This window comes from Ruegeria meonggei (assembly GCF_900172215.1).
GTDB lineage: Bacteria > Pseudomonadota > Alphaproteobacteria > Rhodobacterales > Rhodobacteraceae > Ruegeria > Ruegeria meonggei.
In genome coordinates this window covers 228,990-250,487 of sequence record NZ_FWFP01000007.1, presented here as the reverse complement: position 1 = coordinate 250,487, position 21,498 = coordinate 228,990, and the positions used below count along the sequence as shown (strand labels likewise).

Genomic DNA, 21,498 nt, shown 5'->3' with positions numbered 1-21,498 from the left:
AGGTAGATTTTGGCCGCTGGATAGCAGGCAGAAAGGGCGAAACCACGTGCGGGAATATCAGATTGGTATGCTGTGGATCGACGGGTCGCTAAGCTTTTTGGAACAGCTCTGCATCAAGTCGTTTCTGGATGTCGGTCAGCATGTACGCCTTTATACTTACGGACCGGTGACAAACGTACCTGAAGGGGTTGAGCTGCGTGATGCGCGCGAGGTTCTTCCAGAAGAAGAGATCCTTCTTCACAACCGAACAGGCAGCCCTGCTTTACACTCTGACAAGTTTCGTGTGCAGATGCTCGCACAGGAGCAGGACATAATATGGGCTGATACGGACGCGTACTGTGTCAAGCCGTTCACGACTGAGAATGGGCACCTTCACGGATGGCTGGCGCCGCACGAAATCAATGGCGGTGTCCTTGCATTGCCAAAAGACAGTCCGACATTGTTCGATCTGATCGAATACACCAAAGAACCGTACCGCATTCCGCACTGGTTTCCCGCGAAAATCCGTAACCCGCTCATCCATGATGCAATGGCAGGAAACCCAAAGCACGCAAGCGACATGCCTTGGGGGGTTTGGGGGCCGCGCGCACTTACGTGGCTGTTGAAGCAAAACAACGAAGCCCGGTTTTCTCACCCGCAAGAGGTGCTCTATCCCATAGGGTACAAAGACCGTCGCCTGATGAGTCGCCCAGGCGCAAACCCAAACCAGTTTATCACGGACAATACTATGTCGATCCATTTTTATGGTCGGCGCATGCGCGCGTTTATTCGGTATCGGTTCGACGGTATACCACATCCGGACAGTTTGATCGGAAAGCTGGTTGAGAAACATGGAATCGACCCCCGTGCGGCCCCTATTTTACCAATAGAAAACACCGAAGAAGACGTCGCCCAGGTCGAGGAGTAACCCCTCGCTGACCCGCGGACTTGCCAAGAGGCAGGAACGAGCCTATACGCCTCCGGTGGACCTGTGTCCGCAAGAATCAAAACCAAGAAATGCCGTGTCTGACCCATCACGCTTCGGGGTCATTTCCGGCGAAGGAGAAGCGAAATGAAACTGAACGAATTGCGCGACAACCCAGGCGCCACTCCGAAACGGACCCGCGTTGGCCGTGGTCCCGGCTCTGGCAAGGGTAAAATGGGTGGCCGTGGTATCAAAGGTCAGAAATCCCGTTCGGGTGTGGCCATCAATGGTTACGAAGGCGGCCAGATGCCGCTGTACCAACGTCTGCCCAAGCGTGGCTTCAACAAGCCGAATCGCAAGGCATTCTCCGTTATTAACCTGGGCCTGATCCAGAAATTCGTCGACGCCGGCAAGCTGGACGCCAAGGCAGCGATCACCGAAGATGCGCTGATCGCATCGGGTCTGGTGCGTCGCAAGCTGGACGGTGTCCGCGTTCTAGCCAAAGGCGAAATCAGCGCCAAGGTGAACCTGGAAGTGACCGGAGCATCGAAAGCTGCCGTTGAGGCAGTTGAGAAAGCGGGCGGTTCACTGACGGTCACAAAAGCCGCTGCGACAGAGTAAGCGCTTGTGAGCGGGCAAAGTCCCGCTTACATAGACCCCAGAGTTTTCCAAGACGCCGCCCGAGCCGGAAAACGGTTCCGGGCGGTGTTTTCATAAGAGAGACCGATTTATGGTATCAGCAGCAGAACAAATGGCAGCCAACACAAGCTGGTCTGCCCTTGGTAAAGCCACCGATCTGCGCAACCGCATCCTGTTCACGCTTGCATTGCTGATCGTCTATCGTCTGGGCACTTTCATTCCCGTGCCCGGGATAGACGGTGCAGCCCTGCGCGAGTTCATGGAACAGGCGGGGCAGGGCATCGGCGGCATGATTTCGATGTTCACCGGCGGGGCGCTGGGGCGGATGGGTATCTTTGCCCTCGGCATTATGCCCTATATCTCGGCCTCGATCATCGTGCAGCTGCTGACATCCATGGTTCCCGCCCTCGAACAGCTCAAGAAAGAGGGCGAGCAGGGCCGTAAGAAGATCAACCAATACACCCGTTTCGGCACCGTCGCGCTGGCCACCGTTCAGGCCTATGGCCTGGCTGTTTCGCTGGAATCGGGCGATCTGGCAACAGATCCGGGCCTGTACTTCCGCATGTCGACCATGATTACGCTGGTTGGCGGCACCATGTTCCTGATGTGGCTGGGTGAACAAATCACCGCGCGCGGCATCGGCAACGGTATCTCTTTAATCATCTTCGTGGGCATCATCGCCGAAGTGCCGGCGGCGATGGCACAGTTCTTTGCCAGCGGACGCAGCGGTGCAATCAGTCCCGCCGTGATCATCGGTGTGATCGTGATGGTGATCGCCGTGATAACCTTTGTGGTGTTCATGGAGCGCGCATTGCGCAAGATCCACATTCAGTATCCGCGCCGTCAGGCCGGTATGAAGATCTATGAGGGCGGTTCCAGCCACTTGCCGGTCAAAGTAAACCCTGCGGGCGTTATTCCGGCGATCTTCGCCAGCTCGCTGCTGCTGCTGCCGGTGACGATCTCGACCTTCTCGTCGGGCGCCACCAACGGGCCGGTCATGTCCTGGCTGTTGGCCAACTTCGGCCCCGGACAGCCGCTGTACCTGCTGTTCTTTGCGTCGATGATCGTGTTCTTCGCCTATTTCTACACGTTCAACGTATCGTTCAAACCGGACGATGTGGCAGATAACCTGAAAAAGCAGAACGGTTTTGTGCCGGGAATCCGTCCGGGCAAGAAAACCGCCGAATATCTGGAATACGTGGTCAATCGCGTGCTGGTTCTGGGCTCGGCTTATCTGGCGGCAGTGTGTTTGCTGCCTGAAATTCTGCGGGGCCAGTTTGCCATTCCGTTCTATTTCGGTGGCACCTCGGTTCTGATTATCGTCTCTGTGACCATGGACACGATCCAACAGGTTCAGAGTCATTTGCTTGCGCATCAATACGAAGGCCTTATCGAAAAGTCCCAGCTGCGCGGTAAAAGCAAGAAACGCGGCAGGAAGGGACCCTCTCGTCGATGAACATCATACTTTTGGGCCCCCCGGGGGCAGGCAAGGGGACGCAGGCGCGTCATCTGGTTGAAACACGCGGCATGGTGCAGTTGAGCACCGGAGACATGTTGCGAGAGGCCAAGGACAGCGGCACCGAAATGGGCAACCGTGTGGCCGAGGTGATGGCCAAGGGTCAGCTTGTGACCGATGAGATCGTGATCGGCCTTATCGAAGAAAAGCTGACCACGGAAACCGGCGCTGGTTTCATCTTTGACGGCTTTCCGCGCACGCTGGCTCAGGCGGACGCTCTGTCGGCGCTGTTGACGAAGCTGGGCCAGTCGCTGCACACCGTGATCGAGATGCGCGTGGACGACGAGGCGCTGGTCGAAAGGATCACGGCCCGGTCGACCTGTGGTGGCTGCGGTGAAGTCTACAATGACAACACCAAGCCGATCCCGGCGGATGGAAAATGCACCAATTGCGGCAAGGAAAACGACTTCAAACGTCGCGCGGATGACAACGAAGACAGCCTGCGCACGCGTCTGATGGAGTATTACAAGAAGACTTCGCCGCTGATTGGCTATTACTATGCCAAAGGCGATCTGCGCCCGGTGAATGGACTAGCGGATATCAGCGAGGTTACCGCGTCAATTGAGGCAGTGCTGGGTTGAAGCCAGACGCCAAGGTTGATGTTCCCCCTGAATTAAGCGCTGCGTTTGATCGTTATGGAGAGCTGTAGCGATCAGAACTGCGTCTTTTGCTGGCAACAATGGCGGCATTCGGGTTGGTCTATCTTCCGACAGGCCTAACGGTATTTTCCGTGTTTTTAGCGACGGTAAAAATGGGCGTTTCAGTATACACCGTTGGTTTCGCCGTTTTGCTATTAAGCTACGTCGTGTTGTTCTTTTTGGTGGTCAAGGCGCTCTGGAAACCAATAGAGAAAGAAAAACTGAAAATTGAACGTGAGTTCTCGGAGCAGGGGCTTAGAATTTTCAGGGTAAAAAATCTGAAGTTCGACATCGCAAAAGCCGAAGGCTAATGAAGTGGGCAAGTGCCCTTGACGTCATTTAAAAAACTCTCTACGCACCCCCATCCCTAACGGGAATCAAGACCGCATGCGGGATTCGTCCCAAATGCCCCGACTACCTCGTACAAATGCTGGATCCTCTGGCGTCACTGCCAAGATCAAGTGTTGTGAAAAAAGGTTCCGGAGCTACGGAACCGCAACAAAAAAGGAAAGTGACACGTGGCACGTATTGCCGGCGTAAACATCCCGACTGCAAAGCGGGTACCTATCGCCCTCACATATATCACCGGAATCGGCAACACCTCGGCGCAGGCCATCTGTGAAGCCGTAGGCATCGATGCGACCCGTCGCGTCAATGAACTGTCTGACGCCGAAGTTCTGGCCATCCGCGAGCACATCGACGCCAACTTCACCGTTGAAGGTGACCTGCGTCGTGAAGTTCAGATGAACGTCAAGCGCCTGATGGACCTGGGTTGTTACCGCGGCCTGCGCCATCGCCGTAACCTGCCCGTTCGCGGTCAGCGTACTCACACCAATGCTCGTACTCGCAAAGGCCCCGCAAAGGCCATTGCCGGTAAGAAGAAATAAGGGGGGTCTGACAGATGGCACGCGAAAAGACTCGTACTAAGAAAAAAGAGCGCAAGAATATCGCATCGGGCGTCGCCCACGTGAATTCGACCTTCAACAACACCAAGATCCTGATCTCGGACGTGCAGGGCAACGCCATTGCATGGTCGTCGGCCGGGACCATGGGGTTCAAAGGGTCGCGTAAATCTACCCCCTACGCCGCACAGATGGCTGCAGAAGATGCAGGCAAAAAGGCGCAGGATCATGGCGTCAAAACGCTGGAAGTCGAAGTTCAGGGTCCCGGTTCGGGTCGTGAATCGGCTCTACGTGCGCTGGCTGCTGTGGGCTTCAACATCACGTCGATCCGCGACGTGACGCCGATCGCTCACAATGGTTGCCGCCCGCCGAAGCGTCGCCGCGTCTAAGCGATTTAGAATTGAGCTGGGGCCCGCGTTTTCGCACGGCCCCAGCACGTCATTTTAAACCTCGGGCGTCTGCACCTTGTTGGTCATGGGGCGCGGACAGGAATGGAGGGATTACATGATCCACAAGAATTGGGCTGAATTGATCAAGCCGACACAGCTGGACGGCAAGCCGGGCAACGACCCCGCGCGTCAGGCAACCCTGGCAGCCGAGCCGCTGGAGCGTGGCTTTGGTCTGACTTTGGGCAACGCGCTGCGTCGCGTTCTGATGAGCTCGCTGCAAGGCGCGGCCATCACCAGCGTTCAGATCGACAACGTCTTGCACGAATTCTCGTCAGTTGCGGGTGTTCGCGAAGATGTCACCGACATCATCCTGAACCTCAAGCAGGTTGCCTTGCGCATGGAAGTCGAAGGGCCCAAGCGCCTATCGATCAATGCCAAGGGCCCCGCCGTTGTTACCGCCGGTGACATTAGCGAGAGCGCGGGTATCGAGGTTCTGAACCGCGATCACGTCATCTGCCACCTGGATGATGGCGCCGACCTGTTCATGGAACTGACCGTCAACACCGGCAAGGGTTACGTCTCGGCTGAGAAGAACAAGCCCGAGGATGCGCCCATCGGCCTGATCCCGATCGATGCGATCTATTCGCCGGTCAAAAAGGTTGCCTATGACGTTCAGCCGACCCGTGAAGGTCAGGTTCTGGACTATGACAAGCTGACCCTGAAGATCGAAACCGACGGGTCGATCACTCCCGAGGACGCGCTGGCTTTTGCTGCACGCATCCTGCAGGATCAACTGTCGATCTTCGTCAACTTCGACGAGCCGGAATCGGCAGGCCGCCAGGACGAAGACGATGGTCTGGAGTTCAACCCGCTGCTGCTGAAAAAGGTCGACGAGCTGGAGCTGTCGGTCCGTTCGGCAAACTGCCTGAAGAACGACAACATCGTCTATATCGGCGATCTGATCCAGAAGACCGAAGCCGAGATGCTGCGCACCCCGAACTTCGGCCGCAAGTCGCTGAACGAGATCAAAGAAGTGCTGTCCGGCATGGGTCTGCACCTCGGCATGGATGTCGAGGATTGGCCGCCTGACAACATCGAAGATCTGGCGAAGAAATTCGAAGACGCGTTTTAAGCGCGTCTTCCCAATGCCCGCGCTTGCGGGGAATGCACGGGCAATCATGCCCCAAGGAGAGCCGGTGACACGCATCGCCGGCCAGACAAAGCAAAACGCTGAAGAAGGAACTAGAAAATGCGTCACGCACGTGGTTACCGCCGCCTGAACCGTACTCACGAGCACCGTAAGGCTCTGTTTGCGAACATGGCTGGCTCACTCATTGAACATGAGCAGATCAAGACAACTCTGCCCAAGGCAAAAGAACTGCGCCCGATCGTTGAAAAACTGATCACTCTGGGCAAACGCGGAGACCTGCACGCCCGCCGTCAGGCCGCATCGCAGCTGAAAGAAGACCAATACGTCGCAAAGCTGTTCGAAATCCTTGGCCCCCGCTACGCCGAGCGTCAGGGCGGTTATGTCCGCATCCTGAAAGCAGGCTTCCGCTATGGCGACATGGCCCCGATGGCGATCATCGAATTCGTTGACCGTGATCTGGACGCCAAAGGCGCGGCTGACAAAGCCCGCGTTGCCGCCGAAGAGGCCGCAGAAGAATAAGAAAGCCCCGCCTTCATGTAAAAACCCCGCGTCCCAGACGCGGGGTTTTTTTTGCCTGTCGGTAACGCTGGCGGATCACAAAAGGCCTATTTGATCCAACCCTGTTCTCGGTAGTATTTGGTCGCCCCCGGACGCAACGGCGCAGGCAGGCCGTCCCGGATCATCTGTGATGGTTGCAATCCTCTCAGGGCCGGGTGTTGCTGTCTCATTTGCGGCAGATTTTCAAAAGTGAATTTGACGAAGGCATAGACATCGCCCTCGGGTACGCTGGCGTTGCTCAGCAAGGTGGCCTTGTAGCCAAGTGTATTTTTGGGTGTTGTCACCCCTTTATACGTGTTCGCAGGGATCGAAACTTTGCTGATCGCATCTGACCGGGAAACCAAGCGATCAATCTGACGACCAGACGCCGAAACCAATTGGATCGGACAGGTCCGTGCCGTTTTCTGAATCCAACTGGCCGGGTAGCTGACGACAGTTGCAACGGCGTCAATGTCACCCGAACACAACTGTTTTCGCAATGGGTTCTTTTCGTTGAGCTTAAAGGTGTCAAAGGCGGAGGTAACCCAGTTTGCCGCTTGGGGAAGTTGTTTCACCAAGTGCGTGGCTGAACCATCCAGCTTGACACGCTTCCCGTTCAGATCATCAACAGACCTGATGTCGGACCCAGCGCGCGCAATGACGGTCAAAGGTGCGCTGTGAATTGAGAACAAAGAGCGCAGAGATGTGTCCGCCCCCTTGTTTTTGAAAAAGTGCGCGCCCTTCAGCGCGTCTTGCGCCCAATCCGACCGCGCCACCACGAGGTTGAATTTACACCGGCGCAGCTTTGGTAAATTCTCCCGTGGGCCATCCGTGGCCTTGGCGATGCATTTGTACCCAACTGTACCTTGAGCAAACGATGCGCACAGCAGGGAGCCAACCGCAAAATAGTATCCGCTTTCCTCCCTGTCCCCATGGTCATTTTGGTATCCGCAGCCCGCGCGTTATGTGCGGACAACCCAAGGGCAGCGGTTAGGCGTAAAGAGGATGATCGCAGGTGCTTTTGCCCCGCCGCAAGTTTTCTACTAAGCACAATTGGTCCGTTTCGGTTGAGTAATTCGGGCGAACGCTTTCACCGCCCCCAGCCCAAGTCAATCCGCAAGAGACAGCATCACGCTTGCAATCTCGTCACATGCCTCGCATATCCGATGGGCAAGTCATCGACGGAAAGATCATGCGGAAAATTCTGTGCACGCTACTGTTGGCCTCATTCGCGGTTTCAGCCCAGGCCGAAACCAAAGTACCGACATCACAGGCCGAGATCAGCCTTGGGTTTGCGCCTGTGGTCAAACAAGCCTCGCCTGCGGTGGTGAACATCTATGCCAAGATCGTGCGGCAGGGGCGGGCGAATCCGTTTTTCTCGGACCCGTTTTTTCAGGATTTCTTTGGTCGGGGCTTTGATGAGCCGCGCCAACGGGTGCAGAACTCGCTGGGTTCGGGCGTGATCCTGTCGGATGACGGGTTTGTGGTGTCCAATTACCACGTGGTCGGCACGGCCACTGAAATCCAGGTGGTGACGACCGACCGGCGCGAGTTTTCGGCTCAGGTGGTGCTAGGTGACAAGGAAAGTGACATTGCGATTCTTCGGCTGCAAGAGGCAGACGGCCTGCCGTATCTGCAGATGCGCGATTCCGATCAGGTTGAAGTAGGCGAACTGGCGCTGGCCATCGGTAATCCGTTTGGCGTGGGGCAGACTGTGTCGTCGGGCATCATCTCGGGGCTTGCGCGGACCGGGACGGCCACTGGCAATGCGCGGGGGTATTTCATTCAGACCGATGCGGCGATCAACCCCGGCAATTCCGGCGGGGCGCTGATCGATGTGAACGGTGATCTGATCGGGATCAACACCTCGATCCTGACACGTTCGGGCGGGTCGAACGGTATCGGGTTTGCGATTCCGGCCAATCTGGTGGCTGAGTTTCTGCGGCAGGCCCAAGACGGTAACGATAGTTTCGTCAGCCCTTGGGCCGGGATGGCGGGTCAGCACATGAGCGCAGATATTGCCGAGTCGCTGGGACTGGCCATACCGCTGGGTGTCGTGATCTCCGACCTGCACCCCCTCAGCCCGCTGGCCGATGCCGGGTTGCGGGTGGGTGATGTGGTGACCCATGTGGACGGTGATGAAGTGAACTCTCCGGCCGAGATGAAGTTCCGTATGTCCATTGCGGGTGTGGGCGGCACATCACTGGTGACCCGCCTGCGGGGGGAAGAGCAAACCGAGGTTGAGATTGATCTGATCAAAGCGCCCGAAACCCCGGCAGCTGAAGAAACGACGCTGGATGATCACACTGTAATGCCGGGGCTGACCGTGTCGCGGGTGAATCCGGCAGTGATTGCCCGGATGGGGCTATTGCTGGCCCAGACTGGTGTGGTCGTAGTGGATGCCGGCCCTTATGGCGGCCGATCCGGGCTGCGTCCCGGCGATGTGGTCAGCGGCATCAACGGTGCGCAAATTGAACATCCCGCCGATGTGGTCAGGGCGCTGACCGATCCGGGCCGCTGGATCAATCTTGATATTCTACGTGGTGGTCGATCGGTCTCGCTGCGGTTCCGGTTGTAACCGCGTGAGCGACCTGTTCGATACCGGGGCGTCCGAGCCCGCACTGCCCGCGCATCGCCCGCTGGCGGATCGGTTGCGACCGCAAACGCTGGCCGAGGTGATCGGGCAGGAACGGGTGCTGGGCCCTGAGGCACCGTTGGGCGTCATGCTGGCCTCAGGCAGCCTGTCCAGTCTGGTGTTCTGGGGGCCGCCGGGCGTCGGTAAAACCACTATCGCACGTTTGCTGGCGCAAGAGACCGATCTGCATTTCGTTCAGATCAGCGCGATTTTCACCGGTGTCCCCGACCTGAAGAAAGTGTTCGAGGCTGCGAAGATCCGGCGCCAGAACGGGCAGGGAACGCTGCTGTTTGTTGATGAGGTCCATCGCTTTAACAAAGCGCAGCAGGATGGGTTTCTGCCCCATATGGAGGACGGGACAATCCTGCTGGTCGGGGCCACGACCGAGAATCCGTCCTTTGAATTGAACGCCGCTGTGCTCAGTCGGGCGCAGGTGCTGGTTCTGGAACGGCTTAGCCTGGCTGATCTGGAGCGATTAACCCAACGCGCTGAGAAAGAACTGGACCGCGCTCTGCCGCTAACTGGTCCCGCCCGGGACGCGCTGCACGAGATGGCGGATGGTGACGGGCGTGCGCTTTTGAACCTGATCGAACAGGTTGCGGCATGGAAGGTCGATGCGCCCTTGGACCCCGACGCACTGTCGACCCGGCTGATGCGCAGGGCGGCGAAATATGACAAATCCGGCGAAGAGCATTACAACCTGATCTCGGCCCTGCACAAATCGGTGCGCGGTTCAGACCCGGATGCCGCGCTGTACTGGTTCGCGCGGATGCTGACCGGGGGAGAGGACCCTCGGTTTCTGGCGCGTCGGATCACCCGGATGGCCGTGGAAGACATTGGTCTGGCTGATCCACAGGCACAGTCGATCTGTCTGCATGCATGGGAAACCTATGAACGACTGGGCAGTCCCGAAGGGGAGCTGGCGCTTGCGCAGGCGCTGGTCTATCTGGCGCTGGCCCCCAAATCGAACGGAACTTATGTGGGCTATAAGGCAGCGATGCGTCTGGCCAAGCAATCGGGCAGCGCGCCGCCGCCCAAACATATCCTGAATGCGCCGACCTCAATGATGAAGGATCAGGGCTATGGCAAGGGCTATGCTTATGACCACGATGCCGAGGACGGGTTTTCCGGCCAGAACTACTTTCCGGACGGGATGGAGCGGCCCGAACTGTACCAGCCGGTTGAACGTGGGTTCGAGCGTGAGTTGAAAAAACGGCTGGAGTATTTCGCCAAGTTGCGGGCGCAACGGAGCCCGCACTAGCCTTGGCTTGACTCTTGGGTCTTGGCGCGCCACAGACGCGCATGTTTTCTTGGGCACGACCAAACAGGCAAACCGCGCAGTGTTTCTGCGCGAAGCAGAGGAAATCGGCATGAGCGGCGTACAGATGATCACCGTGGAAGAGGGCGACGGCGACCAACGTCTGGATCGCTGGCTGCGCCGGCTGTTTCCCCATGTCAGCCAGGGTCGCATTGAAAAGATGTGCCGCAAGGGTGAGCTGCGTGTTGAAGGCGGGCGGGTCAAAGCCTCGACCCGGCTTGAGGTCGGGCAGGCTGTGCGGGTTCCGCCTCTGCCGGATGCAGATCACAAACCGGTCGAGGTCAAACTGCGGATCACCGATGCGGATGCCAAGATGATGCAATCCTGCGTGATCTACCGAGACGATCACGTGCTGGCGTTAAACAAACCTCAAGGGTTGCCGGTACAGGGAGGCAGTGGCCAGACCCGCCACGTGGACGGCTTGTCCGAGGCACTGCGGTTTGGTTATGACGAAAACCCCCGTCTGGTGCATCGACTGGACAAGGACACCTCGGGCGTTTTGCTAATGGCGCGCACACGCGAGGCGGCCAAAGGGCTGACAGCAGCGTTCAGGCATCGCGATACCCGCAAGATCTATTGGGCATTGGTGGCCGGGGTGCCGACCCCGTATCTTGGTGAAATCAAGACCGGGCTAGTCAAAGCGCCAGGTCACGGCAAACAGGGGGAGGGCGAAAAGATGATCGCCGTTCACCTGAACGAAATCGATGACACACCGGGTGCCAAGCGGGCGCATACGCTCTATGCCACGCTTTATCGGGTGGCCGGACGTGCCGCCTGGGTGGCGATGGAGCCAATCACCGGGCGCACGCATCAGTTGCGGGCGCATATGGCGGCGATTGGTCACCCGATCATCGGGGATGGTAAATACGGCGGCTCGGGGCAGGAAAACCTGGGCGACGGCTGGGGCGCACAACTGGGCGGGATCATCAGCAAAAAGCTGCACCTGCATGCCCGTCAGGCCTCGTTCCGGCATCCGGTGACCCGAAAGCTGATCACCGTCACCGCACCGCTGCCGGAGCATATGGAGCGCAGCTGGGACACGTTCGGCTGGTCCGAGGATCTGGCCGCAGGCGATCCGTTTGAGGCCTTGCAATGAGCGCACCGCTGCGTTTGGTGCTGTTCGATGTCGACGGAACCCTGGTTGACAGTCAGGGCAGTATCGTTGCGGCCATGACTGCCAGTTTCGATGCGCTGGCCTTGCCGGTGCCGGATCGGCAGGCGATCCTGTGCATTGTGGGCCTGTCCTTGCCCAACGCGATGGCGCAGCTTGCGTCCCAGCATTCGGCTGCGGATCAGCATCGTCTGGTCGAAGGGTACAAGGATGCCTATCATGCCCATCGTCTGGAACAGGGGGCGGCCAGCTCTCCGCTATATCCCGGTGCACGTCAGGTCATCGAAGCGCTTCATGCAGTCCCCGAAGTTTTGCTGGGGGTCGCCACGGGCAAATCACAGCGTGGGTTGGATGCACTGATCGAAGCACATGAGCTGGAGCGATACTTCGTAACCCGGCAGGTTGCAGATCATCACCCGTCAAAACCGCACCCGTCGATGATTGATACTGCGCGGGCGGAAACCGGTGTGGATGCCGCGGCGACCGCCATGATCGGCGATACTCGGTTTGATATGGATATGGCCAAAGCCGCTGGCGTGGTCGGCATTGGCGTGGCCTGGGGCTATCATGACCGGTCGGCTCTGACCGCTGCTGCCCGTGTTATTGAAACCTTTGATCAGTTGCCGCAGGCGCTGGACGACATCTGGACCTGACACCATGAGCGATTTGAAGCCAAAGCGATTCTGGACCGAAAGTGCCGTGGTCGAAACGGGCGGCGGATACACCATCGAACTGGACGGCCGCCGGGTAAAGACTCCGGCCAAAGCCGCCCTGGTTCTGCCGACACGTGCCATGGCCCAGGAGGTCGCTGCAGAATGGGACGCGCAGGAGAAAGAGGTCGACCCGACTTCGATGCCGTTCACACGCTCGGCAAATGCATCTTTGGACAAGGTTCATCACCAACATGCCGAAGTGGCAGATATGCTCGCCGACTATGGTGATTCGGATTTGTTGTGCTATCGGGCGACGCACCCGCAAGAGTTGCAGCACCGTCAGGCCGCACAATGGGACCCGGCGCTGGATTGGGCCGCTGATACATTGTCCGCACGGTTGCTGCCTGTAGCCGGAGTTTTGCACCAGCCGCAGCCCGAGGCATCGCTGACCGCCCTCCGGCAGCGTGTTCATGGATTAAGTGATTTTCAGCTCGCCGCCTTCCACGATCTGGTCAGCCTTTCGGGCTCGCTCGTCCTCGGGTTTGCCGCAGCAGAAAACTGGCGCCCGGCAGAAGAAATTTGGTCCATTTCCAGGTTGGATGAGCTTTGGCAGATCGAACAATGGGGCCACGATGACGAGGCCCATGCACTGGCTGAAAACAAGAAAGCGGCCTTCCTGCATGCCAAAAGGTTCTTTGATATCTCGGTTTGATCCTAGTTGGCCTGAATTTCGAACGCTAAGCTATCCAAGTCCGAATTGACTCATCGATTTCCCTGATCCGACCCTTGACGTTTGTTTATGAATGCGACCAAACTCATGCCCACTAAAGGGGAGAACACCTTTGGGGAAACCTTTCTGGTACCAAAGGTGCCGGACGGAACCGTCCCAAGTCCGGGGCGGACAATCAGGAAGAGGTAAAAATGAAAAAATCCGTAATCTTGGGCGCGGCCACAATTGCCGGTCTGGCAGCGGGCGCAGCCATGGCGGGAACCGTGGACGACGTCAAAGCCCGCGGTAAGCTGAACTGCGGTGTGACCACCGGTCTGGTTGGTTTTGCTGCGCCTGACGCGAATGGCGAATGGAAAGGCTTTGACGTGGCGGTATGCCGTGCCGTTGCCGCCGCTGTTCTGGGTGACGCAAGCGCTGTTGAATTCGTTCCAACCACCGGTAAGACACGCTTTACCGCGCTGGCTTCGGGTGAGATCGACATGTTGGCCCGTAACACAACCTGGACTTTCAGCCGCGATGTCGACCTGAAGTTCGAATTCGTTGGTGTGAACTACTATGACGGTCAGGGCTTTATGGTTCCTAAGGCACTGGGCGTCAGCTCGGCCAAGGAACTGGACGGCGCAACTGTCTGCATCCAGACCGGCACCACAACCGAGCTGAACCTGGCGGATTTCTTCCGCTCGAACAACATCAGCTATGAGCCGGTTCCGATCGAAACCAACGCCGAAGCGCAGCAGCAGTATCTGGCTGGTGCATGTGACGTCTACACCACCGACGCATCGGGCCTGGCCGCAACACGTGCCACGTTCGAAAACCCCGGTGACCACGTTCTGCTGCCCGAGATTATCTCGAAAGAGCCGCTGGGCCCGCTGGTTCGCCACGGTGACCACGAGTGGGGCGACGTAGTACGCTGGACTTTGAATGCGATGGTCTCGGCTGAAGAGCTGGGCGTGACCTCGGCCAACATCGATGAGATGTCGGCTGGCACAGACAACCCCGAAGTGAACCGTCTGCTGGGCAGCGAAGGCACTCTGGGTGAGATGCTGGGCCTGGACGCACAGTGGGCCATGCGCGCAATCAAAGCGGGTGGTAACTATGGCGAAGTGTTCGCGCAGAACATCGGTGAGGAAACTCCGATCGGTCTAGCACGCGGCCTGAACGCGCAGTGGACCGATGGCGGCCTGCTGTACTCGCCGCCATTCCGTTAAAAAGCCTACGAAAAAGGGCGCAGGGCAACCTGCGCCCTTTTTTCATCAATAAGAAACACGCCCGCATAGACCTGAGCGGAGACCAACTCTGCCGGTAAAAACGGGATGCACGGGGATATACATAGGTCATGACGACTCTCACTGACCCGCCGAAGGAGCAGTTCCGGCTGTCCATGCTCCTTTATGACACGCGGTACCGATCTGCGACGATACAAGTAATCGCTCTGTTCGGTTTCATGCTTTTGGCAGCTTGGATCATTTCGAATACTATTCAAAACCTTGAAGCGCTCGGGAAACCCGTTGAATTCGGCTTTTTCGGAGAACCTGCAAGCTACGACATCAACCAGCGTCTGCTGGAGTACAGCTCGCGCGATAGCCATTTACGCGCAGCCTTTATCGGGTTGCTGAATACATTGGTTGTTGCTGTTCTGGGATGTATCACTGCCACGATAGTTGGTGTTTTCGTAGGCGTTCTGCGCCTGTCCAACAACTGGCTAATTGCGCGGATCATGACTGTTTACGTCGAGATGTTCCGCAATGTACCTGTTTTGCTTTGGATCGTATTGGCCATGGCCATCCTGATCGAAGGCCTGCCCGCACCAAATGCGTTCCGAGGTGAAAACCCGACAGCAACGATGGACTTGTTCAACTCAGTTGCTGTGACCAACCGCGGTGTCTACATCCCGGAATTCCTGTTTACCCGGAGCCTCGGCGACATCCATTTTTTTGGTGCGTCGAGCATTCGGTTTGACGTATCTTTGGATTTGCTTGCGTTCTTGATCGTGTTGGGAGGCAGCATTTTTGCGATGCGCAAAGTTTCTGCCAATGCCGCAGCCAAGCAAGAGGCAACCGGTGATCGCCCAACCATCTGGTATATCCAGTTGGGCATTTTGTTTGTCCCTATGATTGTCCTGATGACGGCACTTGGATTGCATCTTGGGTATCCCGAACTGAAAGGGTTTAATTTCAAGGGCGGCACCCATATGCGCAACTCGCTGATCGCGTTGTGGCTGGCTTTGTCGCTGTACACTGCAGCATTTATCGCTGAGATCGTACGCGCTGGTATTCTGGCCATTTCCAAAGGCCAGACCGAGGCGGCATCTGCACTTGGGTTACGTTCTGGTCGGACCATGCGACTGGTAATCCTGCCGCAGGCGCTGCGGGTAATCATTCCGCCGATGATCTCAAACTATCTGAACCTGACCAAGAACTCATCGCTGGCAATCGCGGTGGGGTATATGGATATCACGGGTACGTTGGGTGGCATCACTATGAACCAGACCGGGCGAGAGCTGGAATGCGTTCTGCTGCTGATGCTGGTCTATCTGGCCATCTCTCTGAGCATTTCAGGTGTGATGAACTGGTACAACAATAGCGTCAAACTGGTGGAGCGGTAATATGAGTGATGTTTCATTTGTCCGCACTGAGATGTTGCCGGAGCAAGCTCCGCCCGCATCCGAAGTTGGTGTGATCGGTTGGGTCAAGCACAACCTGTTTTCTGGCTGGTTCAACTCGATCCTGACGCTGGTTTCGCTGTATGCGATCTACTACGTGCTGTCGGGTGTTCTGCCATGGACGTTCCAATCCGTTTGGAACGCTAATTCACTGACAGAGTGTCGTGAGATCATGATGGCGACCTGGGGGTCTACCCATGGTCATGCTTGCTGGGCCGTCATCAACGACCGCTGGCTGCAGCTGCTGTTCGGCTTCTACCCAAGCCATCTGTACTGGCGCCCGATTCTGTCGCTTGTTCTGTTGCTGGTTGCGCTGGCGCCGGTTCTGTATTCGGATCGCGTGCCGAGCAAGCTGCTGATCTTCAGTGCGATCTACCCGTTCCTGATGCCGTTCCTGATGTGGGGTGGCACCATTTGGGGCCCAATCTCAGCCGCGCTTGGATTTGTCGTCGCTTGGGGCGTCTACAGCGTCCTCAGCAAACAACTGAGTGAGTTGATCGGGATGATCGGTGCAGTCGTGGCTGCGGTGATCTGGTGGTTGGTTCTGTCGGGTTACTTCACAGGCGCGATGGACTCCATCTTGCCGATAGGCATCGAGGCTGTACAAAGCCGCCAGTTCGGCGGCTTCATGTTGGCGATCCTGCTGGGCGTTGTAGCCATCGGTGTCTCGCTGCCAATCGGCATCGTTTTGGCGCTGGGCCGTCAGTCCGACTTGCTGATCGTCAAATACATGTGCGTGGGCTTTATCGAGTTCATTCGTGGCGTGCCGCTGATCACCCTGTTGTTTGTGGCGTCGCTGCTGCTGAACCTGTTCCTGCCACCGGGTACCAACTTTGACATCATCCTGCGGGTGATGATTATGATGACCCTGTTCTCGGCTGCCTATATGGCCGAGGTGATCCGGGGTGGTTTGGCTGCTCTGCCACGGGGTCAGTATGAAGGGGCCGACAGTTTGGGCCTGAACTACTGGCAAGCTCAGCGACTGATCATCATGCCGCAGGCCCTGAAAATCTCAATTCCGGGCATCGTGAGCACATTCATCGGGATCTTCAAGGATACGGTTCTGGTGTCGATCATCGGGCTGTTCGACGTGCTTGGCCTAGCCAACGCGATCCGCGCCGATACCGCATGGAATGGCATCTACTGGGAATTGTTCGCCTTCATTGGCGCGTTGTTCTTCGTCGTCTGCTTCTCCATGTCCCGTTATTCCATGTATCTGGAGCGCAAGCTTCAGACTGGCCACCGTTAAGGAGTTCAACATATGTCTGAACTTGCAATTGAACGCGAAATCGACCGATCCAAGATGCAGGTGAGCGACGAGGTCGCCATCGAAATCAACAACATGAACAAGTGGTACGGGTCATTCCATGTGCTGCGCGACATCAATCTGACCGTCAATCAGGGCGAGCGGATCGTGATCGCGGGCCCGTCAGGGTCGGGCAAGTCCACCCTGATCCGCTGCCTGAACGCGCTGGAGGAACACCAGCAGGGCACGATCATGGTGGATGGGACCGAGCTGTCGAATGACCTCAAGAACATCGACAAGATCCGGTCCGAGGTTGGCATGGTGTTCCAGCACTTCAACCTGTTCCCGCATTTGACCATTCTGGAAAACTGCACGCTGGCCCCGATCTGGGTGCGCAAGACGCCCAAGAAAGAGGCGGAAGAGCGTGCGATGCACTTCTTGGAAAAGGTCAAGATCCCCGAGCAGGCCGACAAATACCCCGGCCAGCTTTCGGGTGGTCAGCAGCAGCGTGTGGCGATTGCCCGCTCGCTCTGCATGATGCCGCGGATCATGTTGTTCGATGAACCGACATCGGCGCTGGACCCCGAGATGATCAAAGAGGTGCTCGACACCATGATCGAGCTGGCCGAAGAAGGCATGACCATGCTGTGTGTGACCCACGAGATGGGTTTTGCCCGTCAGGTCGCCAACCGCGTGATCTTTATGGATGCCGGTCAGATCGTGGAACAGAACGAACCCGAAGAGTTCTTCAACAACCCGCAAAGCGAGCGGACCAAGCTGTTCCTCAGCCAGATTTTGGGCCACTGATCCCGGTTAAAAACTCAAAAGAAAGGCGGGGCTTTGGCCTCGCCTTTTTCTATTCCACAAGCTCGCGCGGTATAACAAAACCCAGAACCGTGCCGCTGCGCCACTGGATATCTGCCCAAACGTCAATGTCGAACCGGACCACTGTAGCCGCGCAGGTGGGGTAGTCGTGGAACCGGGCGTGAGCCGGAGGCTGCCGGACGATGCGGTTGGCGAATTCAGCGATGCCGGGATTGTGGCCTAGCATCAGAACAGATTGTCCTGCCGCACCGGACAGTTCAATCAGCATGTCCTCGGGCTCGGCCAGATAGAGATTTCGGTGAAAGCACTGTTTTTCTGCCGTCAAATCCATCCGGTCCCATGTTTCTCGGGTGCGCGTGGAGCTAGAGCTTAGCACCTCATCCGGCAGCCAGCCGTTCTTTCGCAGCCAGGCCGCAATCGCCGGAGCTGATTTGCGGCCGCGTTTGTTCAATGGCCGGTCGTGATCGCCGGTTGCAGCGCTGTCCCAGCTGGATTTTGCGTGACGGGTCAGGATCAGCGTGCGGGTCATGTTGGGTGAAAGGCTCTCATGTGGTGGGCAGATTGACCCGGGTCCCGCCCTGCGCCAGCGCTGAGCGGACACGACAGTCGCGCAAGGCAACCGCCTGTCATGCAGGTTTGCCCTTCTGTTGTATTCAGATGCCCTTGGCAGGCCTCAACGTCATAGAAGCTGTGGGTGTTTAGGGCACCGACCGGGCAGGTGCGCGTGCAGGGGGCGTCACAGGTGATGCAGGGCGATGGGCCGGTTGCGATGGGGATTTCAAGCTCTTTGGAAAAATGCAGCGCCCCACGGTATGAGATCATCATGCCCACCGTATCGTGCACCAGCGCTCCCACCGGACTGCTGAAGGTGCGGCCGGATTTCAGTGCCCAGTCAATGAAGGGCGTGTAGGGCGGGCCGCCAAAAGGGAAATAGGCATTGGCCCCCAGATCCACCGCCATTTGTCCAATGACGCGCGCCGACCACCGGTCTACAGGATTGGGGCCTTGCCATTCTGGCGAGGCTTTCAACACCGGCCAGAACGCAGACCCCGCGCCCAGCAGGATCAGGGTGCCGCTGTCCAGTTGCTTGGTCTCAGTGCGCCGGGGGTGCAATGCGCCCATGACGATCAGGCCTGCCTGGTGCGCAACACGCCCTACCCAGCCATAGCTGATTGATGCGCGGTAAGAGGATGTTGAGGGCAGTCCGGTCATCTCTCCTCCGCTGTGCGCATCAGTCGGGACGGATCAGCGATCCGGCGCCGTGTTCTGTAAACAGCTCGAGCAGCACTGCATTGGGCGCACGTCCGTCCAGAATGACCACCGCCCGCACACCGCTGTGCAGCGCGTCCAGCGCGGTTTCCGTCTTGGGGATCATGCCGCCTGCAATGGTGCCATCCAATGTCATCTCTCGAATTTGACCGGCTTTCAGTTCGGTCACCACTTCACCCGCGGCATTTTTCACCCCCGAAACGTCGGTCAACAACAACAACCGGTCCGCTTTCAAGGCCGAGGCGATGGCCCCGGCGGCGGTGTCGCCATTGACATTGAACGTCTCACCCGCGCGCCCGGCACCCAGCGGTGCGATCACCGGGATTACGTCATGGGCAAACAGATCGTGCAGGATTTTCGGGTTCATCTCCGCAGGCGAGCCGACAAACCCAAGCGAGGCGTCGGTCTGATCGCAGGTCATCAGGTTGGCGTCCTTACCCGACAGGCCTACAGCCGTGCCGCCCTGACCGTTGATGGCCTGAACGATGCGTTTGTTGACCAGGCCGGACAGCACCATCTCAACCACTTCGACGGTGGCTTTGTCGGTCACGCGTTTGCCGTTGACGAATTCCGACTGGATATCCAGCTTGTCCAGCATCGCGTTGATCATGGGGCCGCCGCCATGCACGACAACCGGGTTTACCCCCACCTGACGCATCAGAACGACGTCGCGAGCAAAGCTCTCCATCGCTTCGTCGCTGCCCATGGCGTGCCCGCCCAGCTTGATGACGACAACTGCGCCGTCATAGCGTTGCAGATACGGCAAAGCGCTGTTCAAAGTGGCGGCGGTGGCGATCCAGTCCCGGTTCATATCACGTGTCTTCATGGCTGCTGTTCCTCTGGAATCCTGTGTTAGGACCTTTGGAACGTGCTGCCAAGACCGGATCGCTGAAACGGTCGCACCGATTGCCCAGTGCGACCGTCTGAGCGTCAACTGATGGCGCGCCTCATGGCTGGAATATTTCTGACCAGCAGCAGATCAATGACTAGCACGGCCAGCAATGTGAGGCCCACCAACGGAAAGGCCATCGCTGTGAACAGCCCGATCAGAACCGCCCCTTTCCACAGCGGCAATTCTGCCGGCATCGGCGGCGCGGCCAGCCGCCCCGCGCCGTGGGGCCTGCGTTTGAGCCACATGATCACGCCCGAGACACAGACAAAGATGACCGACAGGCAGAACAGCACGTTCAGAACAAAGTTCCACGTGCCCATCAGACCCATATGAAAGGGAATGCCAACAGCCATGGATTTTCCCATCAGCGAGTAATCCTGATACCGCACATCCGCCAGTATCTTGCCGGTGAACTGGTCCACATGAACGGTACGGTCATTGACCGGATCGGTTGAATCACTGCTCATGCTGTCGCGGTTCAGGGTCCAGACCCCTGTTTCATCTCCGGGATAGGCCACACGGAAACGCCCGGTCATGTCCAATGTGGTTCCAAGGGCCACAAGCGCGTCGATATTCACCGGTGTGCCCTGCGGTACCCCGTCTATCCCGACGTCCGACCCTGAGGCAGGCATCGGTGTTTGCTCCAGCGCCCAGGGGACGTCGTTCTGGTGACCGTGGTTCATGCTGGCGTGGGTTTCGTCAGACAAGGGGACATTGTCCCATTTTTCGGCGGGAAAGCTGCTCCAGGCCTGCACGAACATGCCACCCCAGACGCCAGCCCAGGCCAAGCCCGAGATTAAGAAAACCACCAGCAACAGCGATACCCAGAACCCGACCACAGCGTGCAAGGACTTCCACAAGGCGCGGCCCTGCGCCCGCAGGTTGGGTACAATTGCGGCCCACCCGGTTTCGCGCGGCCACCACATGTACAGGCCGGTGAACACCAGCAGCAGGCTCAGCCCGGCGGCGATCTCAAGAATGCGGTCTCCGGTGGTGCCAATCATCAGGGTCGAGTGGATGTTGTCGGCCAGATCATACCACCCGGCGCGGCGATCCCAGATATCCAGAACCTCTCCGGCATAGGGGTCGACGGCCACAAGGCGCTGACCATCCTCGGTTTTGATGCGGAACACGGTGGCCAGATCGGCGGCCTTGGGTCCGATCCATTCGACAACAGTCCCGGGGACCTCTGTCAGGGCCACGTCAGCCTGTTGCGAAACGGGCAGGGCAGTGCCCTGAACCAAGACCGCGATTTTCTCGCCATCCCGTCCGTCAAACTGCGTGATGAACATCATCATCAGCCCGGTTGTGGCAAGTGTGATCAGAAAGGGAATGACGAATATTCCCGCATAGAAATGCCACCGCCAGGCAGCGAAGTAGAATTTTTGCGCAACAGTGTTTTGCGTCGGGGTGTCCCCCACGGTTTGGCTGTCTAATGCCATAGTGCTCTCCAGAGTCGGAAATTGCCCCGCGCAGCATCTG

Annotated in this window: 22 protein-coding genes and 1 pseudogene; 18 read left to right on the top strand and 5 right to left on the bottom strand. The window is 57.9% G+C overall.

Annotated elements, in window-relative coordinates; all coding sequences use genetic code 11:
- Positions 1-46 precede the first annotated feature (46 nt).
- From RUM8411_RS13715 to rplQ, 9 genes are all read left to right on the top strand, one after another.
- Positions 47-907: a hypothetical protein gene (locus RUM8411_RS13715; protein WP_234995232.1), complete on the top strand. Its 861-nt coding sequence runs from the start codon at positions 47-49 to the stop codon at positions 905-907.
- A 144-nt stretch (positions 908-1,051) separates the two neighbouring features.
- Positions 1,052-1,525 (top strand): 50S ribosomal protein L15, encoded by a 474-nt coding sequence (rplO, locus tag RUM8411_RS13710; RefSeq protein ID WP_085823271.1) that lies wholly within the window; start codon positions 1,052-1,054, stop codon positions 1,523-1,525.
- A gap of 109 nt (positions 1,526-1,634) precedes the next feature.
- Positions 1,635-2,999: a preprotein translocase subunit SecY gene (secY, locus tag RUM8411_RS13705; RefSeq protein WP_085823270.1), complete on the top strand. Its 1,365-nt coding sequence runs from the start codon at positions 1,635-1,637 to the stop codon at positions 2,997-2,999.
- Entirely contained in the window at positions 2,996-3,640 is a 645-nt protein-coding gene (locus tag RUM8411_RS13700) for an adenylate kinase (protein ID WP_085823269.1), read from the top strand. The genes secY and RUM8411_RS13700 overlap by 4 nt, the downstream gene beginning before the upstream one ends.
- Positions 3,641-3,738: 98 nt before the next feature.
- On the top strand, positions 3,739-4,008 hold the full coding sequence (locus RUM8411_RS13695; RefSeq protein WP_085823268.1) for a hypothetical protein: 270 nt from the start codon (positions 3,739-3,741) through the stop codon (positions 4,006-4,008).
- Between the two features lie 207 nt (positions 4,009-4,215).
- Positions 4,216-4,584, top strand: coding sequence for a 30S ribosomal protein S13 (gene rpsM, locus RUM8411_RS13690; RefSeq protein WP_037311700.1), 369 nt, complete (start codon positions 4,216-4,218; stop codon positions 4,582-4,584).
- 14 nt (positions 4,585-4,598) lie between these two features.
- On the top strand, positions 4,599-4,988 hold the full coding sequence (rpsK, locus tag RUM8411_RS13685) for a 30S ribosomal protein S11 (protein ID WP_037311698.1): 390 nt from the start codon (positions 4,599-4,601) through the stop codon (positions 4,986-4,988).
- A gap of 115 nt (positions 4,989-5,103) precedes the next feature.
- Entirely contained in the window at positions 5,104-6,120 is a 1,017-nt protein-coding gene (locus RUM8411_RS13680) for a DNA-directed RNA polymerase subunit alpha (protein ID WP_085823267.1), read from the top strand.
- Positions 6,121-6,237: 117 nt separating this feature from the next.
- On the top strand, positions 6,238-6,657 hold the full coding sequence (gene rplQ / locus RUM8411_RS13675; RefSeq protein ID WP_085823266.1) for a 50S ribosomal protein L17: 420 nt from the start codon (positions 6,238-6,240) through the stop codon (positions 6,655-6,657).
- 86 nt (positions 6,658-6,743) lie between these two features.
- Here the strand turns inward: rplQ and RUM8411_RS13670 are convergent.
- A pseudogene (locus tag RUM8411_RS13670) lies at positions 6,744-7,580 on the bottom strand (TAXI family TRAP transporter solute-binding subunit); the annotation flags it as partial.
- Between the two features lie 287 nt (positions 7,581-7,867).
- Between RUM8411_RS13670 and RUM8411_RS13665 the strand changes: the two are divergent.
- The 9 genes from RUM8411_RS13665 (at position 7,868) to RUM8411_RS13625 (ending at position 17,837) form a co-directional block, all read left to right on the top strand.
- Positions 7,868-9,253, top strand: a complete 1,386-nt coding sequence (locus RUM8411_RS13665; protein ID WP_143534908.1) for a trypsin-like peptidase domain-containing protein — start codon at positions 7,868-7,870, stop codon at positions 9,251-9,253.
- 4 nt (positions 9,254-9,257) lie between these two features.
- Complete coding sequence (locus tag RUM8411_RS13660) at positions 9,258-10,571, top strand: replication-associated recombination protein A (protein ID WP_085823264.1); 1,314 nt, start codon at positions 9,258-9,260, stop codon at positions 10,569-10,571.
- 109 nt (positions 10,572-10,680) lie between these two features.
- Positions 10,681-11,724 carry an RluA family pseudouridine synthase gene (locus RUM8411_RS13655; RefSeq protein ID WP_085823294.1) on the top strand — a complete coding sequence of 348 codons (1,044 nt, stop codon included), beginning with the start codon at positions 10,681-10,683 and terminating at the stop codon, positions 11,722-11,724.
- The gene (locus RUM8411_RS13650; RefSeq protein WP_085823263.1) at positions 11,721-12,392 is read left to right on the top strand and encodes an HAD-IA family hydrolase; all 672 of its coding nucleotides are present in this window, start codon (positions 11,721-11,723) and stop codon (positions 12,390-12,392) included. The genes RUM8411_RS13655 and RUM8411_RS13650 overlap by 4 nt, the downstream gene beginning before the upstream one ends.
- Positions 12,393-12,396: 4 nt before the next feature.
- Entirely contained in the window at positions 12,397-13,104 is a 708-nt protein-coding gene (locus RUM8411_RS13645; protein WP_085823262.1) for an ATP12 family chaperone protein, read from the top strand.
- Between the two features lie 209 nt (positions 13,105-13,313).
- Positions 13,314-14,330 carry an amino acid ABC transporter substrate-binding protein gene (locus tag RUM8411_RS13640; protein WP_085823261.1) on the top strand — a complete coding sequence of 339 codons (1,017 nt, stop codon included), beginning with the start codon at positions 13,314-13,316 and terminating at the stop codon, positions 14,328-14,330.
- A gap of 128 nt (positions 14,331-14,458) precedes the next feature.
- Positions 14,459-15,727, top strand: a complete 1,269-nt coding sequence (locus tag RUM8411_RS13635) for an amino acid ABC transporter permease (RefSeq protein WP_085823260.1) — start codon at positions 14,459-14,461, stop codon at positions 15,725-15,727.
- A gap of 1 nt (position 15,728) precedes the next feature.
- Positions 15,729-17,033 carry an amino acid ABC transporter permease gene (locus tag RUM8411_RS13630; protein WP_085823259.1) on the top strand — a complete coding sequence of 435 codons (1,305 nt, stop codon included), beginning with the start codon at positions 15,729-15,731 and terminating at the stop codon, positions 17,031-17,033.
- A gap of 12 nt (positions 17,034-17,045) precedes the next feature.
- Complete coding sequence (locus RUM8411_RS13625) at positions 17,046-17,837, top strand: amino acid ABC transporter ATP-binding protein (RefSeq protein WP_085823258.1); 792 nt, start codon at positions 17,046-17,048, stop codon at positions 17,835-17,837.
- 49 nt (positions 17,838-17,886) lie between these two features.
- Here RUM8411_RS13625 and RUM8411_RS13620 read toward each other — a convergent pair whose 3' ends face one another.
- From RUM8411_RS13620 to RUM8411_RS13605, 4 genes are all read right to left on the bottom strand, one after another.
- Positions 17,887-18,384 (bottom strand): SixA phosphatase family protein, encoded by a 498-nt coding sequence (locus RUM8411_RS13620; RefSeq protein ID WP_085823257.1) that lies wholly within the window; start codon positions 18,382-18,384, stop codon positions 17,887-17,889.
- Entirely contained in the window at positions 18,381-19,067 is a 687-nt protein-coding gene (locus tag RUM8411_RS13615; protein ID WP_200818578.1) for a ferredoxin, read from the bottom strand. The genes RUM8411_RS13620 and RUM8411_RS13615 overlap by 4 nt, the downstream gene beginning before the upstream one ends.
- 19 nt (positions 19,068-19,086) lie before the next feature.
- Positions 19,087-19,950, bottom strand: coding sequence for an acetylglutamate kinase (argB, locus tag RUM8411_RS13610; RefSeq protein ID WP_085823256.1), 864 nt, complete (start codon positions 19,948-19,950; stop codon positions 19,087-19,089).
- Between the two features lie 104 nt (positions 19,951-20,054).
- The gene (locus RUM8411_RS13605; protein ID WP_085823255.1) at positions 20,055-21,458 is read right to left on the bottom strand and encodes a PepSY-associated TM helix domain-containing protein; all 1,404 of its coding nucleotides are present in this window, start codon (positions 21,456-21,458) and stop codon (positions 20,055-20,057) included.
- Positions 21,459-21,498 lie beyond the last annotated feature (40 nt).

Bases quoted from the DNA above. Each gene is read 5' to 3' on its own strand.
- RUM8411_RS13665 (WP_143534908.1), top strand. From the start codon at position 7,868: ATGCGGAAAATTCTGTGCACGCTACTGTTGGCCTCATTCGCGGTTTCA.
- RUM8411_RS13640 (WP_085823261.1), top strand. From the start codon at position 13,314: ATGAAAAAATCCGTAATCTTGGGCGCGGCCACAATTGCCGGTCTGGCA.
- RUM8411_RS13625 (WP_085823258.1), top strand. From the start codon at position 17,046: ATGTCTGAACTTGCAATTGAACGCGAAATCGACCGATCCAAGATGCAG.
- RUM8411_RS13635 (WP_085823260.1), top strand. From the start codon at position 14,459: ATGACGACTCTCACTGACCCGCCGAAGGAGCAGTTCCGGCTGTCCATG.
- rpsK (WP_037311698.1), top strand. From the start codon at position 4,599: ATGGCACGCGAAAAGACTCGTACTAAGAAAAAAGAGCGCAAGAATATC.
- RUM8411_RS13615 (WP_200818578.1), bottom strand. From the start codon at position 19,067: ATGACCGGACTGCCCTCAACATCCTCTTACCGCGCATCAATCAGCTAT.
- argB (WP_085823256.1), bottom strand. From the start codon at position 19,950: ATGAAGACACGTGATATGAACCGGGACTGGATCGCCACCGCCGCCACT.
- RUM8411_RS13695 (WP_085823268.1), top strand. From the start codon at position 3,739: ATGGCGGCATTCGGGTTGGTCTATCTTCCGACAGGCCTAACGGTATTT.
- RUM8411_RS13680 (WP_085823267.1), top strand. From the start codon at position 5,104: ATGATCCACAAGAATTGGGCTGAATTGATCAAGCCGACACAGCTGGAC.
- secY (WP_085823270.1), top strand. From the start codon at position 1,635: ATGGTATCAGCAGCAGAACAAATGGCAGCCAACACAAGCTGGTCTGCC.
- RUM8411_RS13645 (WP_085823262.1), top strand. From the start codon at position 12,397: ATGAGCGATTTGAAGCCAAAGCGATTCTGGACCGAAAGTGCCGTGGTC.
- RUM8411_RS13620 (WP_085823257.1), bottom strand. From the start codon at position 18,384: ATGACCCGCACGCTGATCCTGACCCGTCACGCAAAATCCAGCTGGGAC.
- RUM8411_RS13605 (WP_085823255.1), bottom strand. From the start codon at position 21,458: ATGGCATTAGACAGCCAAACCGTGGGGGACACCCCGACGCAAAACACT.
- RUM8411_RS13650 (WP_085823263.1), top strand. From the start codon at position 11,721: ATGAGCGCACCGCTGCGTTTGGTGCTGTTCGATGTCGACGGAACCCTG.
- RUM8411_RS13700 (WP_085823269.1), top strand. From the start codon at position 2,996: ATGAACATCATACTTTTGGGCCCCCCGGGGGCAGGCAAGGGGACGCAG.
- rplQ (WP_085823266.1), top strand. From the start codon at position 6,238: ATGCGTCACGCACGTGGTTACCGCCGCCTGAACCGTACTCACGAGCAC.
- RUM8411_RS13655 (WP_085823294.1), top strand. From the start codon at position 10,681: ATGAGCGGCGTACAGATGATCACCGTGGAAGAGGGCGACGGCGACCAA.
- RUM8411_RS13630 (WP_085823259.1), top strand. From the start codon at position 15,729: ATGAGTGATGTTTCATTTGTCCGCACTGAGATGTTGCCGGAGCAAGCT.
- rplO (WP_085823271.1), top strand. From the start codon at position 1,052: ATGAAACTGAACGAATTGCGCGACAACCCAGGCGCCACTCCGAAACGG.